The organism is Aromatoleum anaerobium, assembly GCF_012910705.2.
Classification (GTDB): domain Bacteria; phylum Pseudomonadota; class Gammaproteobacteria; order Burkholderiales; family Rhodocyclaceae; genus Aromatoleum; species Aromatoleum anaerobium.
This window is the reverse complement of record NZ_WTVG02000039.1, coordinates 107,267-130,007: the sequence shown is the minus strand read 5'-3', so window position 1 is coordinate 130,007 and position 22,741 is coordinate 107,267. Positions and strand designations below refer to the sequence as shown.

Genomic DNA, 22,741 nt, shown 5'->3' with positions numbered 1-22,741 from the left:
CTAGCATGAGCCCCGCCGCCCCCTCGTTCGCGGCCCCGCATGAAAAGGGTGAAGGGCGCGATGCTGCAATGCGGCGTCCGTGCTAAAATTAAAAACTTTTCAAAGACTTCTGGACCCAAATGTCCCGCTCCATCCGCAACATCGCCATCATCGCCCACGTCGACCACGGCAAGACCACGCTCGTCGACCAGCTCCTGCGCCAGTCCGGCACCTTCCGCGAGAACCAGCAGGTTTCCGAACGGGTGATGGATTCGAACGATCTGGAGAAGGAGCGCGGCATCACGATTCTGTCGAAGAACTGCGCAATCCAGTACGGCGACACCCACATCAACATCGTCGACACCCCGGGACACGCCGACTTCGGCGGCGAAGTCGAGCGCGTGCTGTCGATGGTCGATGGCGTGCTGCTACTGGTCGACGCGGTCGAGGGCCCGATGCCGCAGACACGCTTCGTCACGCGCAAGGCGCTCGCGCTCGGCCTGAAGCCGATCGTCGTCATCAACAAGATCGACCGCCCGGGCAGCCGCCCGGACTGGGTCATCAACCACACGTTCGATCTCTTCGACAAGCTCGGCGCGACCGAAGAGCAGCTCGATTTCCCCGTGGTGTACGCGTCGGCGCTCAACGGCTACGCGATGCTCGACGCGAGCCAGCCCGGGGCCGACATGACTCCGCTGTACGAAGCGATCCTCGAGCACGTGCCCCAGCCCGAAGTCGATTCCGACGGCCCGCTGCAGCTGCAGGTCTGTTCGCTCGATTACTCGACCTACATCGGCCAGCTCGGCATCGGCCGCATCAAGCGCGGCCGCATCCGTCCGAACCAGGAAGTCGTCGTGATGTACGGCGACGAGAACCGCGGCCGCGCCAAGATCGGCCAGGTGCTGACGTTCAAGGGCCTCGAGCGCACCCAGGCCGAATCGGCCGAAGCCGGCGACATCGTGCTGGTGTCGGGCGTCGATCAGGTCAATATCGGCGTCACGCTGTGCGATCCCGAGAAACTCGAAGGCATGAAGCCGATCGCGGTCGATGAACCGACGCTGACGATGAACTTCATGGTCAATTCATCGCCCTTGGCCGGGCGCGAAGGCAAGTTCGTCACGAGCCGCCAGATCCGCGAGCGGCTCGAACGCGAACTGCTGAAGAACGTCGCGCTGCGCGTCGAATACACCAACGACTCGGACGTGTTCCTGGTCTCGGGCCGCGGCGAACTGCATCTGACGATCCTGCTCGAGAACATGCGCCGCGAAGGCTTCGAACTCGCGGTCGGCCGTCCGCGCGTGGTGTTCCGCGAGATCGACGGCGTCAAGTGCGAGCCGTACGAGCTGCTCACCGTCGACGTCGAGGAAGACCACCAGGGCGGCGTGATGGAAGAGCTCGGCCGGCGCCGCGGCGAGCTGCAGGACATGCAGTCCGACGGCAAGGGCCGGGCGCGCCTCGAATACCGCATCCCTGCCCGCGGCCTGATCGGCTTCCAGGGCGAGTTCCTGACGCTGACGCGCGGCACCGGCCTCGCGAGCCACGTCTTCGACGACTACGGTCCGATGGCGGGGCCGATGGGCGAGCGGCGCAACGGCGTGCTGATCTCGCAGGACAACGGCCACGCGGTCGCCTACGCGCTGTGGAAGCTGCAGGATCGCGGCCGCATGTTCCTCACGCACAACGACCCGGTGTACGAAGGCATCATCATCGGTATCCATTCACGCGACAATGATCTCGTCGTCAACCCGATCAAGGGCAAGCAGCTCACCAACGTGCGCTCGTCGGGCACCGACGAAGCCGTGCGCCTGATCCCGCCGATCCAGCTGACGCTCGAGTCCGCGATCGAATTCATCGCCGACGACGAGCTCGTCGAAATCACGCCGAAGTCGATCCGCCTGCGCAAGCGTTACCTGACCGAGAACGAGCGCAAGCGCGCGGCAAAGGCCGACAACGCCTGACGCGCATCCCGCGCCCGGATACCGTCGAGCCACGAAAAAGCGCTGCTTCGGCAGCGCTTTTTTCGGTGCGCCCAGCATGGGCGCACTCTTGCGGGTGCAAGTCCCGCCGTAAGTTGATCACAGCGAACGAAGTGAAGCGCAACTGCATGAGGGCGACCGAGTGTGGGAAGGAAGCGTGGATCGAAGCTGCGAGCCGATGGACAAGAATCGGATAAAAGGCGCTGCCGAGCAGGGCGAGCGGGCCGAAAACCGCGAAGCTCTCGTGATCAAGGCGAAGTGGCGTAGATCCGGCGGTTGTGCAGCGAAGGAGTGCGTTCTTACCTGGGGAGATCTCGCCTTGTGGCTGAAAGGCCGACGGTGACAAGCCGGAGCGAGAAGTCAGCAGAGGCCGTATTAGCTGCCGGTACGGGGCGAAGGGCCGAACGAGTAGGAGGGCCGAAGGCCATGTCGCTCGGAAGTGCAGTGCATCAGAAGCCCGGGCAACCGGGGCGCAACGCGGGAGGGCGAGGTGAAGCCAGACCCGAAGCGATGCGTGATGAAGCACGTCCGGCGCGGCATGAAACCGAAGGCTCAGGGCGAGACGACCTGCTCGCGCAGGCGCTCGCGAGAGAGAACATGGTGCTGGCGTGGAAACGCGTCAAAGCCAATCGCGGCAGTGCCGGGGTGGATGGGTTGTCGATTGCCGAGACGGCGGCGTACCTGAAGACGCACTGGCCCCGGCTTCGGGAAGCGTTACTGGACGGCAGTTACCGGCCTCAAGCCGTGCGGCGCGTCCAGATCCCGAAGCCCGGTGGCGGGGTGCGTGAGTTGGGGATACCGACGGTGACGGATCGGCTGATTCAACAAGCCCTGCTACAGGTCCTGCAGCCGAAGATTGATCCAACGTTCTCCGAACACAGCTACGGCTTCCGGCCATACCGCCGAGCGCATGACGCAGTGCTAATGGCACAGCGCTATGTGCAGGACGGCTACCGGATGGTGGTCGATGTGGATCTGGAGAAATTTTTCGACCGGGTCAATCACGACATCCTGATGGATCGGCTATCGAGGCGAGTCTCGGACCGCGCCGTGCTGCGGCTGATCCGTCGCTACCTCGTGGCCGGCATCATGGATGGCGGGGTGGTTACGCAGCGGTATGAGGGCACGCCGCAAGGCGGTCCGCTATCGCCGTTGCTGGCCAACGTGCTGCTCGACGAGGTGGATCGGGAACTGGAAAAGCGTGGCCATCGGTTCGTGCGCTATGCCGACGACTGCAACGTGTATGTGCGCAGTCGCCGCGCGGGCGAGCGGGTGCTTGATGGACTACGTCGGCTCCACTTGAAGGTCAACGAAGCCAAGACGGCGGTCGCGCAGGCGACCGGTCGCAAGTTTCTGGGCTACGAGCTGTGGCGCAGTGCGGGTGATCGAATCAAATGCGCCGTCGCAAGAAAGGCTTTGGAAACCTTCAAGCAACGCATCCGAGAAATGACGCGACGCTCGGGCGGGCGCAGCCTGCCGGAGGTCGCCGAACGACTGCGGACTTACATGCCGGGCTGGAAGACATACTTCCAGCTTGCGCAGACGCCCAAGGTGTTCCGCGAACTCGACGAGTGGTTACGTCATCGGCTGCGTGCGCTGCAGCTCAAGCACTGGCGTCGGGGGACAACGATGTATCGGGAGTTGTTGGCGCTGGGCGCCTCGAAGACGGACGCTCAGCGGATCGCCGCAAACAGTCGCCGATGGTGGCATAACAGCCGCCTCGCGCTCAATCGTGTGATGCCGATTGCCTACTTCGACCGGCTCGGCGTACCCCGGCTCTCATGACCTCAACTGCTCGAACCGCCCGGTGCGGACCCGCATGCCGGGTGGTGTGGGAGGGGAACGGTCAGGTACTCTGGCCGCCCCTATCCCGATTCTACGTCCTTACGTATCTGCCTCTTGACGTATCGCGCGGTACGGCTAGTACGCGTGCGCGTCTCGAATCACCAGCCGGATCGTCATCAGGATGATCTTCAGGTCCAGTGACAGCGACCAGTGACGCAGGTAATCGAGGTCGTATTCGATCCGCCGCGCCATTTTTTCCACGGTGTCGGTTTCGCCCCTGCAGCCGTTTACTTGCGCCCAGCCGGTGATGCCGGGTTTGACCTTGTGGCGGATCATGTAGCCTTTGATGACTTGCCGGTAGGTCTCGTTGTGCGCCACCGCGTGCGGACGCGGCCCGACGATGCTCATGCGGCCCTGCAGCACGTTGATGAACTGCGGCAGCTCGTCCATCGAGGTGCGCCGCAGCCAGGCGCCGAAACGCGTTACGCGCGTGTCTTCCCTGACGGCCTGGACGATCTGCGGGCCGTCCTCGCAGACCGTCATCGAGCGGAACTTGTAGACCAGGATCTTGCGCCCGTCGAGCCCGTAGCGGTTCTGCTTGAAGATGACCGGCCCCGGCGAACCGAGCTTCACGCCGATCGCGATCAGCACCATCAGCGGTGCGATGAGGATCAGGATGGCGGTCGCGAGGACGATGTCGGACAGTCGCTTGACGAGGCGGTTGACGCCGGTGAAGGGCGTCTCGCAGACCGCGACGACCGGTGTGCCGGCAACATGATCGACGCGGCCCTGGATCAGGTCGGTCACGAACATGTCGGGCACGAAGAAGATCGACGCGGTAGTGTCCTTCAGATCGTCGAGGATCCGCAGGATGCGCGGCTGGCTCACCATCGGCAGCGCGATGTAGATATGGTCGACGGCCTGCTCCTTCGCATAGGCGGCAAGCTCGCGAAGATGGCCGAGGCGCACGCCCGCGGTCGTCCCGGACAGGCGTGCAGGGGTTCGGTCGTCGAAGAATCCGAGCAGATGCACACCGAGAAAAGGGTTTTCCTCGATGCCGCGCGCGAGTTGCATCGCGATGTCGTTCGAGCCGACGATCACTGCGCGGCGTTGCGTCCCGGCCCTCGACATGAGCCGCGGCAGCGCAACGCGCGACACCGCGTGCGCCGCGATGAGGGCAAGCGGCGTGCCGGCGAGCCACATCGCCAGCACCGGCACCGCAAAATAATGGATATAGCCGGTGACATACCCGAACAGCACCAGCGCGCCTGCGATCAGCAGCCAGTTCAGCGCCGTCTTGCGCACCATCACCCGCCTTCCGTCGCGCAGGTGACTGTCTCCGGGAAACGTCAGTGAAAACGTCAGCAGCGCGAGAATCACATAGTGGCTGTCGGGAACGACCTCGTAGAAATATGCCGAAGCAAATAGCAGACCGACCGCGATGAACGGGTCGACGACCGATTCGATTATGCTTGCCGTCGAAAAACTCCCGTAGAAAAACGCGGCATTCGTCTCCGCGACGGGAGCCGATTCGGGAGGATGAGTGAAGATCGACGAGTTCGGCACGGCTTGCTCCTGACACAGGCCGGGGCGGACGCGCCTCCGAGTGGATTATTCATAGCATCACCCACCAGCCAGGGGAGCTTGCGAGTCATGACGGATGTAACAATTCTTTATCGTGCCCGGGGGTGGACTTCCTGCCGGGTTCTCGGCTCGCGCCGCCGGGCCGCACGCCATGTCTTGCACGTGCTCGCCGCGAGCTGGGCGCTCCACGGTTTCGCTGCCGCAGCCGCGGCGGACGACGGGGAGCCGGAGGAAGGTTTCACGGTGGGGCTGGGGCACTCCGTCTCTCGGGAAGACAATCTGTTCCGGCTGCCCGACGACGTCCGGCCCCCGGAAGGGGGATCGAGGAGCGATCGCATCAGCCGCACGACGGCCGCGCTGGGATTCGAACACACCTACAGCCTGCAGCGCGTCATTGCAGGAGTGGAGATGACACACCGCAACTACGATCGGCACAATCAGCTCGACCGCACGACCGCCAGCGGCGCGCTGCGCTGGGACTGGGCGGCGGGACGGCAATGGACAGGGACGGCGACGCTGCTGCAGCGCCAGGCGCCGCGAAGCTTCGCCGACACCGACCGGCGCATCCGCAGCATCAACACGCTGCGCAGAATCGGGGCCGACGCGGACTACTGGTGGCATCCCGACTGGTCTTTTCTCGTTGGTGCGGAACACACGCGCAGCCGCTATTCGGATGAGCGTTCGGACGCTTCGGAGTACGACGAGAGCGCGATCGAAGCGGGCATCGGATACCGCCCCAAGTCCGGCAACCGGCTGTCACTGGTGGCCCGCCAGGCTGACGGCGACTATCCGAACCGCACCCCTTCCGCACGGGTCGATTCGGGCTACGAACAGCGCGACCTGCGGCTGCGGGGGAGCTGGGTATTGTCGGGAATCAGCAGTTTTTCCGGCTACGTCGGCTACACGCGGCGGGAATACGAACACGTGAGCAGCCTCGACTTCAGCGGGCCGACCGGACGCATCGCATTCGGCTGGGAGCCGACCGGCAAGCTGTCGTTCCAGGTCATTGCGCGGCGGGAAATCGGCTCCGAATACGAAGTCATCGACAACTACGTCGTCACCCGCGGAGTCGGCGTCGAGGGGACCTGGAAGGCCACCGACAAGATCACCGTTATCGCGCGCGGCGAGCGATATCGCAGAGACCGCAGCGACGTCGAGCTGCCGGCGCTCGACGACGACCGGACGCGGGTTTACGGCCTGAGTGTTGGCTACGCGCCCTTGCGCGACCTGACGATCACGGCCTCGGTGCAGCGCGCGAAACGCTCGGCCGCCGGAGAGCGGTTTGACTACACGGCGAAAATCCACGGGATCGACGTGAGGCTCGACTTCTGATTACCCGTTTGCGCGTCTTTGGGGCTCGCGGCGCGTCTTCGGACAGCAGGCGGGCCCGCCGCCCAATAAAAAAAGTTTCGAAATATTTCTGAGCCGGTGTTCGGCTAAATCCAAGTAAAAAGCATTTACGTTTTATCACTTTCCGGAGATTGGGAAGCGGCGACGGAACACTACTCTTATCTGCGTGAGGTACCCATATGGCGAACCTGTGCAGAGTGTTCCAGATCCTGGTTGGGGCGATCTTCATCTGGATTTCGTATCCGGCCCAGGCAGTCCGGACGATTGAACTCGTTCCCGACGAGGAACTGGCTCTCGTGACCGGGGGAACCGGGTGGATCCCCGCATCATCGTCGGCCCTGGCGCCGCTTTCGGGCAGCTCCGGGGACGCCGATGTTTCCTTCGCGCTACTGGAGCGGGAGCAGGCGAAGGCCGCCGCGGCGCTGCGCGCTGCGGGCGACGTCTGGCGCTTCGACGAACCGGAGGTCGTCGATATTCCGGAAATCCTCGACGACGCGCGCCCTGCCAGCGGCGCATCCCGGTCGCGGCGCGCCGATGGGTGGGTTGCGGAAGCGATTGCCGCGCTCGCGGTCGGTGCACTCGTGGCGCGGCGTCGACTGGGCAGGCATTGAGGCGCAAGGACATGCCGCCAAAGCGGAATCTCGCGAGCATGGCTGTCGCCGCAGTCCTGGCGATCGTGCTCGCGGCGTGTTCCCCGGCGCCTCCCGAAGATGTCGCGGCGCGCGTCAACGGGACGGTGATTTCGGCCGCGGAGCTCGATCTCACGCTGCAGCACCTCGGCGTGCCGCAACACGATAACGAGGTCCGTCGGCGCCAGCTGGAAAAACTCGTCATCGAGGAACTGCTGGCGCAGCAGTTCCTGCGCAGCACTCCGGGGAGCGCCCGGGTGGACGAATCCGCGGTGAGCGCGGCGCGGCGCGAGATCCTTGCGCGGCGCTACATCATGGACCTCGTCAACGGCATTCCGCCCCCGCAGGACGGCGAGATCGAGGCGTTTTACCAGGCCAATCCGGCGATGTTCGCGCAGCGGCGGATATTTGCGCTGCGCGAGTTCGAAATCTCCGCGCCGGCATCGAGGGAAACCGAACTGCGCCAGCACCTCCGCGCGGCGCACTCGCTCGCAGAGTTTGCGGACTGGCTGCGCCGCGAGGAGCTGCCTTTCGTCATCACCGAAGCCGAACGCGGGGCGGAGGAGCTTCCACCGGAGGTGGCGGCGCAACTGGCGACGCTGAAGGAAGGCGAGGTCGCACTGCTGCCCGCCCCCACCGGCCTGCGCGTGATCGAGATTGTCCGCGCGAGCGCCTCCGCGCTCGACGAGAACGCCGCGCGGCCGCTGATCGAGCGCCGCCTGTGGACCGAGAAACGGGTCGCGGCAGTCGACGCGGAGGTCCGCCGCCTGAGCCGGATGGCGGCGATCTCGATACTGGACGGCACCGGCCGCAAGGACGCTGGCGGCATTCCGGGGCTTTCGCCGGGCGCGGCGGCAGTGCTGGCGCCGGCGCTTTCGCTCCCGTAAGCGCCGGCGCAGCGAAGGTTCGACAACAGGCGAAGGAGACAGAGCAATGCGAGGGCTGGCGAAAACAGCGGCAATCTGCGTCGTGACGGGATGGGCGGTCTGTGCGTCGGCGGGGGGCGAATACCTGCTTTCCCCCGGGGACGTGATCCGTATCACCGTCTTCGAGAATCCCGATCTGACGACGGAGGCGCGCGTCTCCGAATCCGGCCAGGTGTCGTTTCCACTGGTGGGCGCGACACAGGTCGGCGGCATGAGTGTCGCCGCGGCGGAGAAACGGATCGCGGGCGGGCTGAAGAAAGGCGGTTACGTGCTGGAACCCCAGGTAATCATTTTTCCGCTCGAGATCCGCGGCAACCAGGTGTCGGTGCTGGGCCGTGTCAATCGCGCCGGCCGCTTCCCGCTGGAGACATCGAACATGCGCGTCGCCGACCTGCTCGCGCTCGCGGGCGGAGTCGCCCCCGACGGCGCCGACGTCGTGGTCCTGACGGGAATGCGCGACGGGCAGCCGATGCGCCAGGAGATTCCGCTGGCGCAGCTTTTCTCGCGCGATCCGGCCGCCAATGTCGAACTGGCCGGCGGAGACATCCTGTTCGTCGACCGGGCGCCGATTTTCTATGTCTATGGCGAAGTCCAGAAACCCGGCGCCTATCGCATCGAGCCCGGCATGACGCTGATCCAGGCGCTCGCGACCGGCGGCGGCCTGACGAACCGCGGCACGGAACGCGGCATGCAGGTCCATCGCCGCGACGCGTCCGGCAAGGTCGACGTGCTGTCGATCGACCGCAACGCTCCGCTCCGGGCCGACGACGTGATCTACGTGAAGCAGAGCCTCTTCTGAGGGACCCGGCCATGACGATCCGCCAGATTTTCGTGATCCTGCGGGCGCGCAGCCGGCTGATCCTCGCGGTGTTCATCGCCGTAGCTGCGCTCGGTGCCGTCGTCGCGGTGATCCTGCCACGCAACTACACGGCGAACGTGGCGCTCGTCATCGACGCCAAATCCGCCAATGCGCTGCTCGGGCAGATGCTGTCGTCGCAGATGCTGGGTGGTTACATGGCCACGCAGGTCGATATCATCGGCAGCCGGCGGGTCGTCGAGCGTGCCGCGGCGGCGCCGGAAGTGGCCGACGACGAGGCATTGCGCGCGGCCTGGCGGACGGAAACGGGGGAGGAAGTCGCCTTCCCGCTGTGGCTCGCCGACGAAATCGAGAGCAATCTCGACGTCCAGCCTTCGCGCGACAGCAACGTCGTGCAGATCGCCTATACGTGCGCGGTCGCCGAGCAATGCGCAAACGTCGCCAACGCGGTGGCGAACGCATACATCGCCACCAATCTCGAAATGAAGGTTCAGCCGGCGCGGCAATACGCGCAGTGGTTCGAATCGCGCAATTCCAGCCTGCGCGAGACCGTCGAAGCGGCGCGCCGCAGGCTGTCGGACTATCAGCGCGAACACGGCATCGTCACGACCGACGAGCGGCTCGATGTCGAGACCGCACGCCTCGACGAGCTTTCCCGCCAGCTCGTCGCGGCGCAGTCGGACCGCAGCGACAGCCGTTCGCGGCGCAATCAGTCCGGTAGCGGCGAGATGCTTCCCGAGGTCGTGCAGAGCTCGCTGCTCGCCAGCCTGAAAGGCGAACTGGCGCGGCTCGAAGCGCAGCGTGACCAGGCCACCGCACGGTTGGGGCCCCGGCACCCCGAGATCGTGCGGGCCGATCGCGAGATCGCCTCGCTGCAGCGGCGCATCGCGCTCGAGACGAGCCGCATCGTCGGATCGATCGACACGACCGACCGGGTGAATGCGGACCGCGTCGCCGAAATGCGCCAGGCGGTGGACGAACAGAAAGCGAAGGTGCTCAAGCTCAAGGCGCAGCGCGACCAGATCGCGGTGCTGCAGAAGGATCTCGACAGCGCGCAGCAGGCCTACGACGTCGTCAATGGGCGCCTCGCCGAAACGAACCTGGAAAGCCAGGCACAGCAGACCAACGTCTTCGTGCTCGCGTCCGCGACACCGCCGCGCCTCCCCTCGTCGCCGCGGCGGGCCCTGATCGTCGTTTTGGCCTCCGTGCTCGGCGTGCTGCTCGGCGTGAGCCTTGCCCTCGGCCTCGAGATGATCCGGCGCCGCGTGCGCTCCGAGGCGGACGTCGTCGATGTGCTCGGAATTCCGGTGCTGGGCGCGTTGCCGCGCGCCGGAAACACCCTGCTGCTGCGCTAGCCCGTTGAGTGCGCACTGTCTCCGACCTGAACCGGGAGCTGCAATGGACGCGACACCGAACATCATGGACATGAGGCCCGCCGCCGAAGAGCAGTCGATCGGTGCGATTCTCGTCGAAACCGGCCGCCTCACGGCCGAGGACACCCAGGTCGTGCTGCGCGAGCAGAAGGCAAAAGGCGTTCCGTTCGGCGTGGCGGCGATCGAGCTCGGGCTGATCAGCCAGGCGGACGTCGATTTCGCGCTCGCGCGGCAGTTCGACTATCCGTACCTGCCGGCGCGCAGCGGCATCGTCGCGCGCGAGGTTGTCGCCGCGTATGCCCCGTTCGGGCCGGTCGCCGAGAGCCTGCGCCAGTTGCGCAGCCAGGTGTCGCTGCGCTGGGCGAACAGCCGCTACGGCGCGCGGGCGCTGGCGCTCACCGGCGTCAATCGCGGCGAAGGGCGCAGCTTCGTCGCCGCGAATCTTGCGGTGGTGTTCGCGCAGATGGGCCTGCGCACGCTCCTGATCGACGCCGACTTGAGGCATCCGTCACAGCACACGCTGTTCCACCTCGACAACCGCTTCGGGCTGTCGAACATGCTCGCGGGGCGCGTCGGCAGCGAAGCGATCGTGCGGATCGGTGCGCTGCGCAACCTGTTCGTGCTGCCGGCCGGCCCGACGCCGCCGAACCCGCAGGAGCTGCTCGCGCGGCCGCTGCTCGCCAAGCGCCTGCGGGCGCTGGAGGACCTGTTCGACGTCGTCATACAGGACACGTCGGCAGCCCGCGTCGGCGCCGACGCGCAGGTCGTCGCCGCCGCAAGCGGCAACACGATGCTGGTGGTGCGCAAGAACATGACGCCGATGAAGGAGCTGCGGGAACTCCAGGTGTCGCTCGAAGCGAGCGGCAGCCGGATACTCGGCGCCGTGGTGAACGAATGACGTTGCACCGGCACATTTCCCGTCGCAGGCGGAACGGCGTGCGATGCTGACTGCGCTCTATCCCGGAAAGCTGCCGTCCGCAGCAGTGTCACAAGCCCGCTCCGGCGAGCTCACGCTTGGCTACGTGAATGCGCTGGTGCTGCTTGCCGTCAGCCACCAGTTATGGCTGTGCCTGCTGTACACGCAGTTCGGCATCGGCGGGAAGAGCACCGTGATGATCGCCGAGATCGTCATGCTCGCGGCCGCCCTGCCGCTGCTGTTGAAGCGCCTGCCGCTGGGGTTCTACCTGGCCGCAGCGCTGCTCGTTGCCAACGCGGTCACGCTCGCGCTGCTGCGCGACTCGCTCGACCCGAAGCCGCTGCGCGATCTTCTCGTTCCGCTGGTCTTTCTCGGCGTCGGCATGAACGTGGGCGGCGAAGGCAACGCCGACCGCCTGCTCAAGCGCGTCGTGTGGCTGGTCCTCGCCTTTGCGATGTTCGAATTCATGGCGCTCGGCGTGTTCACGCGCTTCTTCGACATCCAGTCGTACTACCTCGCGCGCGGCGTCGGCGACCCCGAGATGGGCCTCTACCGGCCGGACAAGCTCGTTGCGAGCGGCATGCGTCCGGACGCGATCGGGCGCACGCTGGCTGCATTCCTCGGCCCGCACCGCGTCTCATCGATCTTCATCGAGCCGGTGTCGCTCGGCAATTTCGCCGTGATCTGCGCAGCCTGGGGCCTGGCGAAAGCACGCGAACAGTGGCGGGAGGCGGCCTTCTTCGTCACCGCCGCGGCCGTGATGACGGTGCTGAGCGACTCGCGTTTCGCCACGCTGTCGATTGGCGTGCTGCTCCTGCTGCGGCTGGTGCCGCTGCGCGGCGCCGAAACGCTCCTGATGCCGCTCCCGTTCCTGTGCGTCGGCGCGCTGGCGCTCATCGCTTTCGCGACTGGCGGCGAGTATTCCGACTCCGTTGTCGGGCGCCTCGCGCTGACGGGCAGGACGTTGATGACGATGGGCGGCGGCGAGCTGTTCGGGTTCGATCAGCCGGCACGCCGCTATTTCGACATGGGATACCCCTACGTGCTGGCCAATTTCGGCCTGTTCGCGTGTCTGTGGTTATGGGCCGCCTTCTGGTTGCTGCCGGCGCAAGGCACTCCCACCACACGCCGCTTCCATGCGTGTGTCGCCGTATATCTGGTGCTGATCCTGTGCGTCAGCGGCAGTTCGGCGTTCGCGTTCAAGACCTCCGCCGTGCTGTGGTACCTGCTCGGCAGCCTCATCGTCAGTAGTGAAACTGCGCTCCGCGAATCCGCGGGGGCGGTCGCGTCCGTCGAGCGACGCGGGATCGATCGGCCCGGCGGAGGATGAACATGCGCATCGCGCACGTCGTCCGCCAGTACCACCCGTCCGTCGGCGGCATGGAGGACGTCGTGCGCAATATCGCCCGGCACCAGCTCGCGTCGGGGTTCCGGCCGGTCATCGTCACGCTCGACCGGTTGTTCCGCGACCGGGAACAGCCGCTGCCGGCACAGGACGAAGTGGATCGGGTGCCGGTGCGGCGCCTGTCCTACGCCGGATCGTCCCGGTATCCGCTGTGTCCGCAGGTGCTGCGGCTGCTCGGCGATGCCGATGTGGTCCATGTGCATGGCGTGGACTTCTTCTTCGACTACCTTGCAGCGACGCGCTGGCTGCATCATCGTCCGCTGGTCGCCTCGACTCATGGCGGCTTCTTCCATACGCGCTTCGCCGCGTCGCTGAAGAAAGTCTTTTTCCACACCGTGACGCGGGGCAGCGTGCGAGGCTACGACCGCATCATCGCGACGAGCGACAGCGATGGGCGGATTTTCGCGCCGATCGTCGGCAACGGCCGGCTGCAGGTCATCGAAAACGGCGTCAACGTCGGCAAGTTCCGCGCTTGCAGTGCATCGGACCCGGTGCCCACGTTGATCTACTTTGGCCGCTGGTCGGAAAACAAGGGCCTCCCGGCGGCGCTTGATCTGCTCGCGCGACTGCGCCGCACCGACCCCACCTGGCGGCTGATCGTGGCGGGGCGCGAGTACGACTACTCCGTCGCCGCGCTGCATGCGCTGATTGCCGCGCGCAATCTCGCGGCGGCGGTCGAGGTCGTGCCGAATCCGGGCGACACCGAGTTGGCGGCGCTGATCGGACGCGCGAGCTACTTCATCTGCCTGTCGCGCCACGAAGGCTTCGGGCTGGCCGCGATCGAGGCGATGAGTGCCGGCTTGGTGCCGGTTCTGAGCGACATTCCGCCGTTCCGCTCGCTCGTCGAGCGCTCGCAGATCGGCGTGGTCGTCGAAAGCGGCCGGGAGGACGAGGCTGTCGCGTCGCTGAACCGGGAACACCACTTGCCCCGCGAGCGCCAGCGCAGACGGCGCGAGCGGGCGATCGCGTTCGCCGAGCCGTACGACTGGCAGCACGTCGCGGGCTGCTACCTGCGCGTCTATCGCGAAGTGGAGAGAGCGACATGAGCATACGGTGGCTGCGAAGGCTGGCAATCGCAGGGAGTTTTCTTGCGGCGTCCACCTCGTGGGCGGGGTGCGTGGATGACAGCCCCCTGACCGGCGTCAATATGGCCGGCGCGGAATTCAACTCGAAACGCCTTCCCGGCACGATGTACAAGGACTACGTCTATCCCACGGCGCAGGATCTGGGTTATTTCGCATCGAAAGGCGCGACCGTGATCCGGCTGCCGTTTCGCTGGGAACGGGCGCAGCTCAACCTCATGGGAGCACTCGACGCGGCGCAGATGAACGCGATCGCGAAAGTCGTCGCCGCTGCGGCCCCGCTCGGCCTGTGCGTGATTCTCGATGCGCATAATTACGGCACCTATCACGGCAAGGCGATCGGCTCCGCGGAAGTGCCCACGGCGGCGTTCTTCGATTTCTGGACCAGGATGGCCCAGCGCTTTCCGGATGCCTCGCAGGTCGCCTTCGGCCTGATGAACGAGCCGAAAGCATTGCCGATCCCGCAGTGGGCGGAGGTCGCGCGAGGAACCGTCGCGGCGCTGCGCGAGGCCGGTGCGGACAACCTGCTCCTGGTCGGGGGCGGGCGGTGGAGCGGCGTCCACGAGTGGTTCAAGGAGTTTTCCGGGATATCGAATGCGCAGGCGTTCGCCGACTTGTCGGACCCGCTCGGCCGCACGCTCATCGAAGTCCACCAGTACGCCAATCCCGGCTATTCCGGCACGACGACCGACTGTTTGGCACCGTCGCATTTCGACCGCATGTTCGCGTCGATTTCCGACTGGGCGCGCGCGAACGGACACAAACTCTTCCTCGGCGAATTCGGAACGCCCGGCACCCCCGAGTGCCTCGCGACCCTCGACCACCTGCTGGCGCTGACGAGCAACCGCGAAGTCTGGCGCGGCTGGGCGGTGTGGGCGGCCGGGCGCTGGTGGGGCGGCTATCCCTTGAGCATCCATCCGAAGGATGGCGCCGACGCGCCGCAGATGAGCGTCGTGTCGCCATACCTCGGAAAATGAGCAGCCGAGATGATGCTCGCCATGACCGTCGGCGTTACCGCCGCCATCGCCGTGGTGGTCCACCTGCCACGCCACGGCCTGGCCTCCGCCGGACCCCATATCGAGAGCACCGGCGCGGAACTGGGGAGGCCGGTATCGCCGTGAAAATTGCCTTCTTCACCGCCCGCTTTCCGGTTCTGTCGGAGACCTTCGTGATTCGTCAGGTCGCGGGGCTGAAGCGACTCGGGCACGACGTCAGCGTGATCACCGCCGAGTGGGGCGACCCGGGGCTCGCGCATGCGGTCTATTGCGATAACCAGTTGGGCAAGCATGTGCGCGCGCTTCGAATGGTCCACGGGGCGCGCTGGCGGATGCTGACGCTTGCCCGCTTTCTCGTCGGGAGCCTTGTCACCACGGCGGGGCTGCACCGGCTCGGCGTCGCTCTGCGCGCCGCGCTGACTGGCAGCTCCGCGGCCCTGCTGGATATCGCCGCCCAGGCCCCGCACGGTTCGATCGGCCGTTTCGACGCCATCGTTGCGCACTTCGGACCAATGGGCGTGCGCGCGATGTATTTGCGCGAGGCCGGGCTCGTCGAAGGGCCGATCGCAACGATCTTCCACGGCCACGACATGAGCGACCGGAACACGGTCGCGCGCCACCTCGGCAATTACCGTCGGCTGTTCGCCGACACCGAACGTATGTTGCCGATCAGCGCCCTGTGGGGACACCAACTGCAGAAGTGGGGCTGCCCGCCGTCCCGCATCGAGGTGCTGCGCATGGGCGTCGATGTCGATGCACTGCCCGCGCTGCCGCCCGAGCGCCCGCTCGGACGCCCGCTGCGCGTGCTCAGCGTCGCACGCTTCACCGAAAAGAAGGGGCTCGACTACGCCATTCGCGGGGTCATCGGCGCCCGGGCTGATGTTCGCCTCGAGATCATCGGCGGCGGCCCGCTGGCAGCTGAACTGCACGCCCTCGCCGCGCCGGCCGGCGAGCGCGTAAGTTTTCTCGGTGAGCAGCCGCAGCAGGCGGTGTTCGCCGCGCTCGCACGTGCCGACGTCTTTCTGCTGCCGTCGGTGACCGCTGCTGACGGGGATATGGAGGGCATTCCGGTCGCGCTGATGGAAGCGATGGCGAGCGGAATCCTTGTGTTGACGACGCGACACAGCGCCATCCCCGAGCTTGTCGAACATGGCGTTTCCGGTCTCCTCATCGACGAGCGCGACGCCGGGGCGATCAGCACTTGGCTCGAACGCATCGCTACAGGAGCCGTCGATGTCGTGGCGATCCGCACCGCGGCGCGGGACAAGATCGAGCGCGAATTCAATAATGCCCTGCTCGATACGGAGCTCGCGCGACATTGTGCCGAACTCGGCTGCGCATCCCCCAAGCATGATGAGCAATGCATGGGGGCCAAGGTATCGAGGAGCCCGACATGAATCGAGACATGCAGGGCATAACGCACGGCACCGAAAGCTTCCTCGTCCTCTCCGCGCACGACTATCGTTCGCCGCGCAAGGCCAATATCCACTTCATCGCCGGCGAACTCGCACGCCGCGGAACGACGCGCTTTTTCTCGCTGCGCTACAGCCATCTGTCGCGCTACACCGCCGATCCGCGGCTGCCGATCGATACCTGCGCGAACCGGATCGAGCAGCACCAGGGTGTCGAGTGTTTCCTGTGGAAAACGCCGCTTCATCCGTTCAACACACGTCACGCGCTGCTTCGGCCGGTCGAGTCGCTGATGTTTGGCTGGTATGTACGGACAGCCAGCCCGGTGCTGTTGCGCTGGATCGCCGAGGCGAATGTGATCCTCTTCGAGAGCGGCACCGCACCGGTGTTCTTCGAACTCGCGAGGCGGATGAATCCCATGGCAAAGACGGTTTATGTCGCCTCCGACGACCTCGACACGATCAACTCGGCCGACTACGTCAAGCGCACCTTCCGCCGCATCGCGCCGTCGATCGACATCATCCGCCTGCCTTCCCGTGCGCTCACACGGACGATCCCGAGCAGCGGCAACCTTTATTTCATCCCGCACGGCATCGACCCCGGGCTCGCTTCACAGGGCGATCCCTCCCCGTACGGCCCGGGCATTCACGCGGTGTCGGTGGGCTCGATGCTGTTCGACGCGGAGTTCTTCGCCTGCGCTTCGCGCCGCTTTCCGCACATCAGTTTCCATGTCATCGGCTCGGGCCGGCCGCGGTGCGCCGACTACGGCGGCAACGTCACCGTCCATGACGAGATGCCGCACGCCGACACCGTGCGCTTCATCAAGCATGCGCACTTCGGCATCGCGGCCTACCGCACGACGCAGCTGCCCGACTATCTCGCCGACACGTCGATGAAGTTGATCCAGTACGACTTTCTCGGCGTGCCCGCGGTGTGCCCGCGCGAGGTCGTCGGCGACTATCGCAGCCGCTTCGGCTACCGGCCCGGTGACGGGGAGTCGATCTTCGCAGCGATCAAGGCCGCTCTCGCGGCCCCGCGCGGACCGAGCCGCGCGCACCCGAGCTGGTCGGACGTCGCCGATCGCATTCTCCAGCCGACCCGCTATTCAGATACCCGGATACGCCCATGAACTCCCCGACACAACCCATCGAGACCCTGTCGATTGCCGGCTTCCCGGTCCTGCACAGCAGTGCATCGGCGTTGACGGAACGCATGCTGGCGGTGCTGGAAGGCGGCGAGCAGACGGCACTGTTCTTCGCCAACACCAACTTCATTGTCCAGTGCGCGGAGTTGCGCGGGCGCATGCACGCGGCGGACATCCTGATCGCGAACGACGGCGTCGGTCTCGACATCGCCGCTCGGATGATCCACCGCCGCCGCTTCGTCGAGAACCTCAACGGCACCGATTTCATCCCGCCGCTGCTGGAGCGGGCGAAGCGTGCGGTGTTTCTTCTCGGCGCCCGTCCGGGTGTGGCGCCGCGGGCCGCGGACCGGTTGCGCAGCGAACACGGAGTCACGGTGCGCGGGGTGTGCGACGGCTACGCGGGAACGGCCGACCCGGAACACCTGATCCGGTGGATCAACGAGTCGGGCGTCGAGGTCGTCCTCGTCGCCTTCGGCAATCCGCTGCAGGAGGAATGGATCCTGCGGCATCGCGCACGTCTCGATGCGCGCCTGCTGATCGGGGTCGGTGCGCTGTTCGATTTCCTCGCCGGCGACAAGGCACGCGCGCCCGACATCGTCCGGCGCCTGCGGCTCGAATGGCTGTATCGCCTCGGCCGGGAGCCGCGCCGGCTGGCGCGGCGCTACACCATCGACATCGCGCGCTTCCTCGTGTTGTGCCTCGCTGCCGACAAGGAAACGGCTCGCGCGTCGGAGAACTTCAAGTCCGGTCAGACCGGGCGGGGCATTTAACCCAAGAGTGCATCGCTCGGGTCCCGATCAGCAGATGAAACGGTCGCAAGCCCACGCTCACTTCGACAGATGGAGCATGCATGTTGGTGTCAGTCATCATTCCGGCGTTCAATGTCGCCGGATGTCTGAACCGCGCAATCGATTCGGTGCTCGCGCAGACGATGGCGGACTTCGAGATCATCGTGGTCGACGACGCTTCGAGCGATACGACGGCCGATCTCGTGCGGCGGCGTGCCGCCGAGGATTCGCGGATACGCTTGCTGCAAAACCCGGTGAACGCCGGGCCGTCCGTCGCCCGCAATCGCGGCATTGCGGCTGCCCGCTCCGAGTGGGTTGCGATACTCGATGCGGACGATGCCTATGAGCCGGGCCGGCTCGCAGCTCTGTGCGCCGTCGGCGAGGCCCGGCAAGCCGCCTTGGTTGCGGACAATCTCGTTCTCTACGATGCGGCCGCCGGATTGCGCACCGGCGTGGGGTTGGAGGACCGGAGCGAAGACGCGGTCGAGACGGTCAGTGTCGAAGACTTCCTGCGCAACTGCATCACCGGCCGTTCGCCCTTCGACCTCGGGCAGTTGAAAGGGTTGATGCGGCGGGACTTCCTGCGCGAGCACGCGCTGCGCTATGTGGACGATCTGCGGCATGGCGAGGATTTCGATCTGTACGCGCGGCTGTTGCTTGCAGGCGGCAGATTCGTGCTGGTCGGTAAACCGTATTATCTGTTCACGCAGCGGGTCGGAACGGTCAGCGCCAAGCCGTCGGAGTTCTCCCGCACCATTGCCAACTACGATGGCATGCGCAACGCGACGCTGGCGCTGCTTTCGCATCCGGCTGTTCGCGGGAACGCGGTACGCGAGAATTTGTTGCGGGACCGAGCCGATGCGATCCGCTGGCACAAGAGCGGCACGATTTTGCGGGGCTTGCTGCAGAGCCGTGACGTTCCCGGGCTGCTGCGCGCTTGCGTCATGGACTGGCGGATCGGCGCCGTGCTCGTACGCAAGCTGGCGCGCCGGTTGCACCGGACTCCGTTCGCTTCGAGCATGCAGAGCACGCTCATCGCGGCCGTCGCAGTCAGATTGCTGGACTCGACATGACCACGGCCCGGATCTTCTTTTCGAGCATCGCCTGGAGTTCGGCCGCAGATATCGGCCAGCGGGCGTTCTCGTTCCTGGTATTGCTGGTCCTCGTGCGGCTGCTCACGCCGCAGGAATTCGGCACGGCGGCGACGGCATTGATGATCATCCAGCTGCTGCAACCGGTCAGCCGCTTCGGCCTCTACGATTACCTGATCTTTCGCGAAGAAGCCGACGAGCCGGTCAAAGGCGCCGCCTGGCTGACTTCGGTCGGGTTTGGGCTGTCGGCTTCGATCCTGCTGTTCGCGCTCGCCGGGCCGATCGCGCTGGCATTCTCCGATGCGCAGCTGGCCCCCGTGCTCCGCGCCTTGAGCCCCGTGTTCCTGCTGCGCTCGCTCAGCTGCGTGCACGAGGCCTCGCTGGCGAAGCAGTTCGGGTTCAAATTCCTGGCCCTGAGAACGGTGAGCGCCGTGTTCGTCGCCGGCGTGATCGCGATCGCCCTCGCCTATTCGGGATGGGGCGTCTACAGCCTCGTGATCCAGCAACTGGTGAACGCCTTGGTGTCGAGCGTGGTGTTGTGCCTCTCCTATCGCTGGTGGCCGCGCTTCGCCGGTGTCAGGGCGAACTTGCGCACCGTGGTCGCCGGCGGCTGCAAATACACGATCGCGCAACTGTTCTCGTCGCTGAACAACACCGTCTATGGCCTGGCCATCGGGTTTTTCGTCAGCACCGAGGCGGCCGGTGTGTTCCGTCTCGCATGGACCGGGCTGGACCTGTGCATCCAGCTGACGATCCGCCCGTTCGCGCAGGTGGCGCAGCCGTTATTCGCGCGGATTCAGGCCGACCGCAAACGCCTCGGCGAAGCTTTCATCAAGGTATGTCAGCACTGCGCCGTGGTGACATTCCTGGTGTTCGGATGGATGGCGGTCATGGGACCGGAGGTGGGTACGTTCGCTTATGGCGCCCGCTGGGCCGGTGCGGGCGAAGTGCTGTCGATCATTTGCTTCGTGGTGTTCCCCGCGACGCCGAATTACCTGATCGCCGTGCTGCTCAACGCCGTGGGACGGCCGGACCGGGTCTTGACGCTCTCGGCGGTGCAATCCGCACTCAGCGTGCTGTTCGCCGTCGTCGCCGTGCATTGGGGCATGACCGGCATTGCCGTCGCCTTCGTGCTTCGCGCGCTGATCACGACGCCGCTGGGGTTCGTCTTCCTCAAGCGCAGCGCCGAGGTCCGCGGGCGGGATATCGGGCGCGCACTGGCGGCGCCCGTCATCGCAGCGACCCTGACGATGCTGGTCATCGTGGCGGCCAAACATTTCGCGCCGCAGTTCCACCCGGTACTGCTGACCCTCATCGTCAGCGGCATTGCCGCCGTGGTGATCTACGGCGCGGCCCTGTTCCAGTTGCAGCGAGAATTGCTGATGAATCTGTGGTCCTTGTTCAGCCACAAGCTGGGCCAAGCAAGCGTGCCGAAATGAAACTGTTCCACTGGGCGTCGAGCCACGGCAATTTCGGCGACGACATGAACCTTTTCCTCTGGGAGCATTTCCTGCCCGACCTGTTCGACAGAAATGACGATGCGCTCTTCATCGGCATCGGTACGATCCTGTCCGCCGATATTCCCAAGGCGCGTCACCGTATCGTGATGGGCAGCGGTACCGGTTACGGGCGCTTGCCCGCCGATCTCGGCGACGACAGCTGGCGCATCTATGCCGTGCGCGGCCCGCTCACAGCGCGGGCGATCAACGCAGATCCGAAGCTCGCGGTGGCCGATCCGGCGATTCTTCTGCCGCTGCTGCCGGAGTTCGCGCCGGCCTCGCGGTGCGGCGTCGCCTTCGTGCCACATTGGACGACGGCCGAAGAAGGCATCTGGCAAATTGCCTGCGCTCGCGCCGGTTTCGATTTCATCGATCCACGGCATGAAGCCAAGCGCGTGATTAGGCAGATCGCCTCGGCGCAGCTGGTGATCGCCGAGTCCATGCACGGGGCGATCGTGGCCGATGCGTTTCGCGTTCCGTGGATCGCCGTCGTCAGCGGCCGTGACACGCCTTTGAAGTGGCACGACTGGGCGTTGGCGCTGGACATGGAATATCGGCCGTACGAGGTGGGACCGCTGAGCGTGATCCCGATGGTCCGCGACGGCCGTCGAGAGGTATCTTCGGTCCGGGCCGAGATGAGTGCGCAGGAGTACACGTCGGGCGTCGACGCAGTGGTCAGCAGCTTCGTGGAACGTTCCTCACGGCCGGCGGCAGTCGTCCGGCCCGGAGCTGGAGCGCGCGTCAAGGCAGGTGTTTGCCGCCTGCTGGACCGCGCCGGTCATTCCATGCTCGCGGATCGGGGAGCGCGGATGCTGACCCAGCTCGGCAAGCTCCCGCCACGGCTCAGCGCTGACGGTGTCTTGCGTGACAGACAAGCCGAGCTCATGAGGCGAATCGAATCGTTTCGCGAGGATTTCAGGGCGGGCGCGTTCTCGGCCTCGCGGCCTCCAAACCCCCTGGACGCGCCATGAGCCGGGCTCATCGTTCGCCACCGGGCACGGCGCCGTCAGCGCGGAGCGCGCGAAAGCTGCTTTGCCGGCCACTCCGCGCGGGGTGAAAATCGCAACCGCCGGCGCCGTCCGGGCGCCGGTCGCCGCGCGCGGTTTCAGCTTCGGCTGGCCAGATACGCTGCGAACTCCTCGCCGATCTCCGGATGGCGCAGGCCGAGTTCGACCGTCGCCTTCAGGTAGCCGAGCTTCGAGCCGCAGTCGTAGCGCACGCCCTTGAACTGGTACGACAGCACCGCCTCGTCCTTCAGCAATGCGGCGATTGCGTCGGTCAGCTGGTACTCGCCGCCCGCGCCCGGCTGCAGTGCGCGGATGTGGTCGAAGATGCGCGGCGTCAGGATGTAGCGGCCGACGACCGCCTGCGTCGTCGGCGCCTCTTCAGGTTTCGGTTTCTCGATGATTCCGGTCACCCGCTGCACGTCGCCCTGCTGCCCCTCGGTGCTGACGATGCCGTACTGGCGCGTCTCTTCGCGCGGCACGTTCATCGTGCCGAGCACGGAACAGCGGTTGTAATTATAGACGCCGACCATCTGCTCCATGATCGAGGCCGAGCCCGGGTTGTCGAGCAGGTCGTCGGCGAGGATCACCGCGAACGCTTCATCGCCGATGACCGGTGCCGCGCACAGCACCGCATGGCCGAGGCCGAGCGCTTCCGACTGGCGGATGTAGATGCAGTTCACGCCCTTCGGCACGGTGCGCTTCACCAGCGCGAGCAATTCCTTCTTGCCGCGGGCTTCGAGCTCGGTTTCAAGCTCGTAGGCCTTGTCGAAGTGATCCTCGATCGAGCGCTTGGTGCGCCCGGTGATGAAGATCATGTCGGTGATCCCGGCCGCGACGGCTTCCTCGACCGCGTACTGGATCAGCGGCTTGTCGACGATCGGCAGCATCTCCTTCGGGCTCGCCTTGGTGGCCGGCAAAAAGCGCGTGCCCATGCCGGCCACCGGAAATACCGCTTTCGTGACTTTCTTCATGTCGTGACTCTCCT

The 22,741-nt window shown here is 65.8% G+C and carries 20 protein-coding genes; 18 read left to right on the top strand and 2 right to left on the bottom strand.

The window, feature by feature from the left end; translation table 11 throughout:
* Positions 1–119 precede the first annotated feature (119 nt).
* Positions 120–1,937 (top strand): translational GTPase TypA, encoded by a 1,818-nt coding sequence (gene typA, locus GO606_RS12760; RefSeq protein ID WP_169118252.1) that lies wholly within the window; start codon positions 120–122, stop codon positions 1,935–1,937.
* 462 nt (positions 1,938–2,399) lie between these two features.
* The gene (ltrA, locus tag GO606_RS12755) at positions 2,400–3,740 is read left to right on the top strand and encodes a group II intron reverse transcriptase/maturase (RefSeq protein WP_246979544.1); all 1,341 of its coding nucleotides are present in this window, start codon (positions 2,400–2,402) and stop codon (positions 3,738–3,740) included.
* A gap of 135 nt (positions 3,741–3,875) precedes the next feature.
* Here the strand turns inward: ltrA and GO606_RS12750 are convergent, their stop codons facing one another.
* Complete coding sequence (locus tag GO606_RS12750; protein ID WP_246979542.1) at positions 3,876–5,306, bottom strand: undecaprenyl-phosphate glucose phosphotransferase; 1,431 nt, start codon at positions 5,304–5,306, stop codon at positions 3,876–3,878.
* An 87-nt stretch (positions 5,307–5,393) separates the two neighbouring features.
* On the opposite strand from GO606_RS12750, the gene epsL reads away from it, so the two are divergent.
* The 16 genes from epsL (at position 5,394) to GO606_RS12675 (ending at position 21,720) form a co-directional block, all read left to right on the top strand.
* The gene (gene epsL, locus GO606_RS12745; RefSeq protein WP_169117178.1) at positions 5,394–6,656 is read left to right on the top strand and encodes an XrtB/PEP-CTERM-associated polysaccharide biosynthesis outer membrane protein EpsL; all 1,263 of its coding nucleotides are present in this window, start codon (positions 5,394–5,396) and stop codon (positions 6,654–6,656) included.
* Between the two features lie 215 nt (positions 6,657–6,871).
* A complete protein-coding gene (locus GO606_RS12740; RefSeq protein ID WP_169117177.1) occupies positions 6,872–7,285 on the top strand; it encodes a hypothetical protein in 414 nt (137 codons plus the stop codon).
* Positions 7,286–7,323: 38 nt separating this feature from the next.
* A complete protein-coding gene (locus GO606_RS12735) occupies positions 7,324–8,190 on the top strand; it encodes an EpsD family peptidyl-prolyl cis-trans isomerase (protein ID WP_169117176.1) in 867 nt (288 codons plus the stop codon).
* Between the two features lie 46 nt (positions 8,191–8,236).
* Positions 8,237–9,028, top strand: coding sequence for a polysaccharide export protein EpsE (gene epsE / locus GO606_RS12730; protein ID WP_169117175.1), 792 nt, complete (start codon positions 8,237–8,239; stop codon positions 9,026–9,028).
* An 11-nt stretch (positions 9,029–9,039) separates the two neighbouring features.
* Positions 9,040–10,401 (top strand): chain length determinant protein EpsF, encoded by a 1,362-nt coding sequence (gene epsF / locus GO606_RS12725; RefSeq protein ID WP_169117174.1) that lies wholly within the window; start codon positions 9,040–9,042, stop codon positions 10,399–10,401.
* A 43-nt stretch (positions 10,402–10,444) separates the two neighbouring features.
* The gene (epsG, locus tag GO606_RS12720) at positions 10,445–11,317 is read left to right on the top strand and encodes a chain length determinant protein tyrosine kinase EpsG (protein ID WP_169117173.1); all 873 of its coding nucleotides are present in this window, start codon (positions 10,445–10,447) and stop codon (positions 11,315–11,317) included.
* Between the two features lie 43 nt (positions 11,318–11,360).
* Positions 11,361–12,665 carry a polysaccharide polymerase gene (locus GO606_RS12715; protein ID WP_169117172.1) on the top strand — a complete coding sequence of 435 codons (1,305 nt, stop codon included), beginning with the start codon at positions 11,361–11,363 and terminating at the stop codon, positions 12,663–12,665.
* A 2-nt stretch (positions 12,666–12,667) separates the two neighbouring features.
* Positions 12,668–13,786, top strand: coding sequence for a glycosyltransferase family 4 protein (locus tag GO606_RS12710; RefSeq protein ID WP_169117171.1), 1,119 nt, complete (start codon positions 12,668–12,670; stop codon positions 13,784–13,786).
* Positions 13,787–13,857: 71 nt separating this feature from the next.
* Positions 13,858–14,799: a glycoside hydrolase family 5 protein gene (locus GO606_RS12705; protein WP_246979539.1), complete on the top strand. Its 942-nt coding sequence runs from the start codon at positions 13,858–13,860 to the stop codon at positions 14,797–14,799.
* A 9-nt stretch (positions 14,800–14,808) separates the two neighbouring features.
* Positions 14,809–14,943: a hypothetical protein gene (locus tag GO606_RS21935; protein ID WP_281503921.1), complete on the top strand. Its 135-nt coding sequence runs from the start codon at positions 14,809–14,811 to the stop codon at positions 14,941–14,943.
* On the top strand, positions 14,940–16,214 hold the full coding sequence (locus GO606_RS12700) for a glycosyltransferase (RefSeq protein WP_169117169.1): 1,275 nt from the start codon (positions 14,940–14,942) through the stop codon (positions 16,212–16,214). Before GO606_RS21935 ends, GO606_RS12700 begins: the two co-directional genes overlap by 4 nt.
* Entirely contained in the window at positions 16,211–17,356 is a 1,146-nt protein-coding gene (locus tag GO606_RS12695) for a glycosyltransferase (protein ID WP_169117168.1), read from the top strand. The genes GO606_RS12700 and GO606_RS12695 overlap by 4 nt, the downstream gene beginning before the upstream one ends.
* The gene (locus tag GO606_RS12690; RefSeq protein WP_169117167.1) at positions 17,353–18,141 is read left to right on the top strand and encodes a WecB/TagA/CpsF family glycosyltransferase; all 789 of its coding nucleotides are present in this window, start codon (positions 17,353–17,355) and stop codon (positions 18,139–18,141) included. The genes GO606_RS12695 and GO606_RS12690 overlap by 4 nt, the downstream gene beginning before the upstream one ends.
* 86 nt (positions 18,142–18,227) lie before the next feature.
* Positions 18,228–19,232, top strand: a complete 1,005-nt coding sequence (locus GO606_RS12685; RefSeq protein ID WP_169117166.1) for a glycosyltransferase family 2 protein — start codon at positions 18,228–18,230, stop codon at positions 19,230–19,232.
* Complete coding sequence (locus GO606_RS12680) at positions 19,229–20,689, top strand: lipopolysaccharide biosynthesis protein (RefSeq protein ID WP_169117165.1); 1,461 nt, start codon at positions 19,229–19,231, stop codon at positions 20,687–20,689. Before GO606_RS12685 ends, GO606_RS12680 begins: the two co-directional genes overlap by 4 nt.
* Entirely contained in the window at positions 20,686–21,720 is a 1,035-nt protein-coding gene (locus GO606_RS12675) for a polysaccharide pyruvyl transferase family protein (protein WP_169117164.1), read from the top strand. The genes GO606_RS12680 and GO606_RS12675 overlap by 4 nt, the downstream gene beginning before the upstream one ends.
* A gap of 134 nt (positions 21,721–21,854) precedes the next feature.
* On the opposite strand, the gene galU is transcribed toward GO606_RS12675, so the two are convergent.
* On the bottom strand, positions 21,855–22,727 hold the full coding sequence (gene galU / locus GO606_RS12670; protein WP_169117163.1) for a UTP--glucose-1-phosphate uridylyltransferase GalU: 873 nt from the start codon (positions 22,725–22,727) through the stop codon (positions 21,855–21,857).
* Positions 22,728–22,741 lie beyond the last annotated feature (14 nt).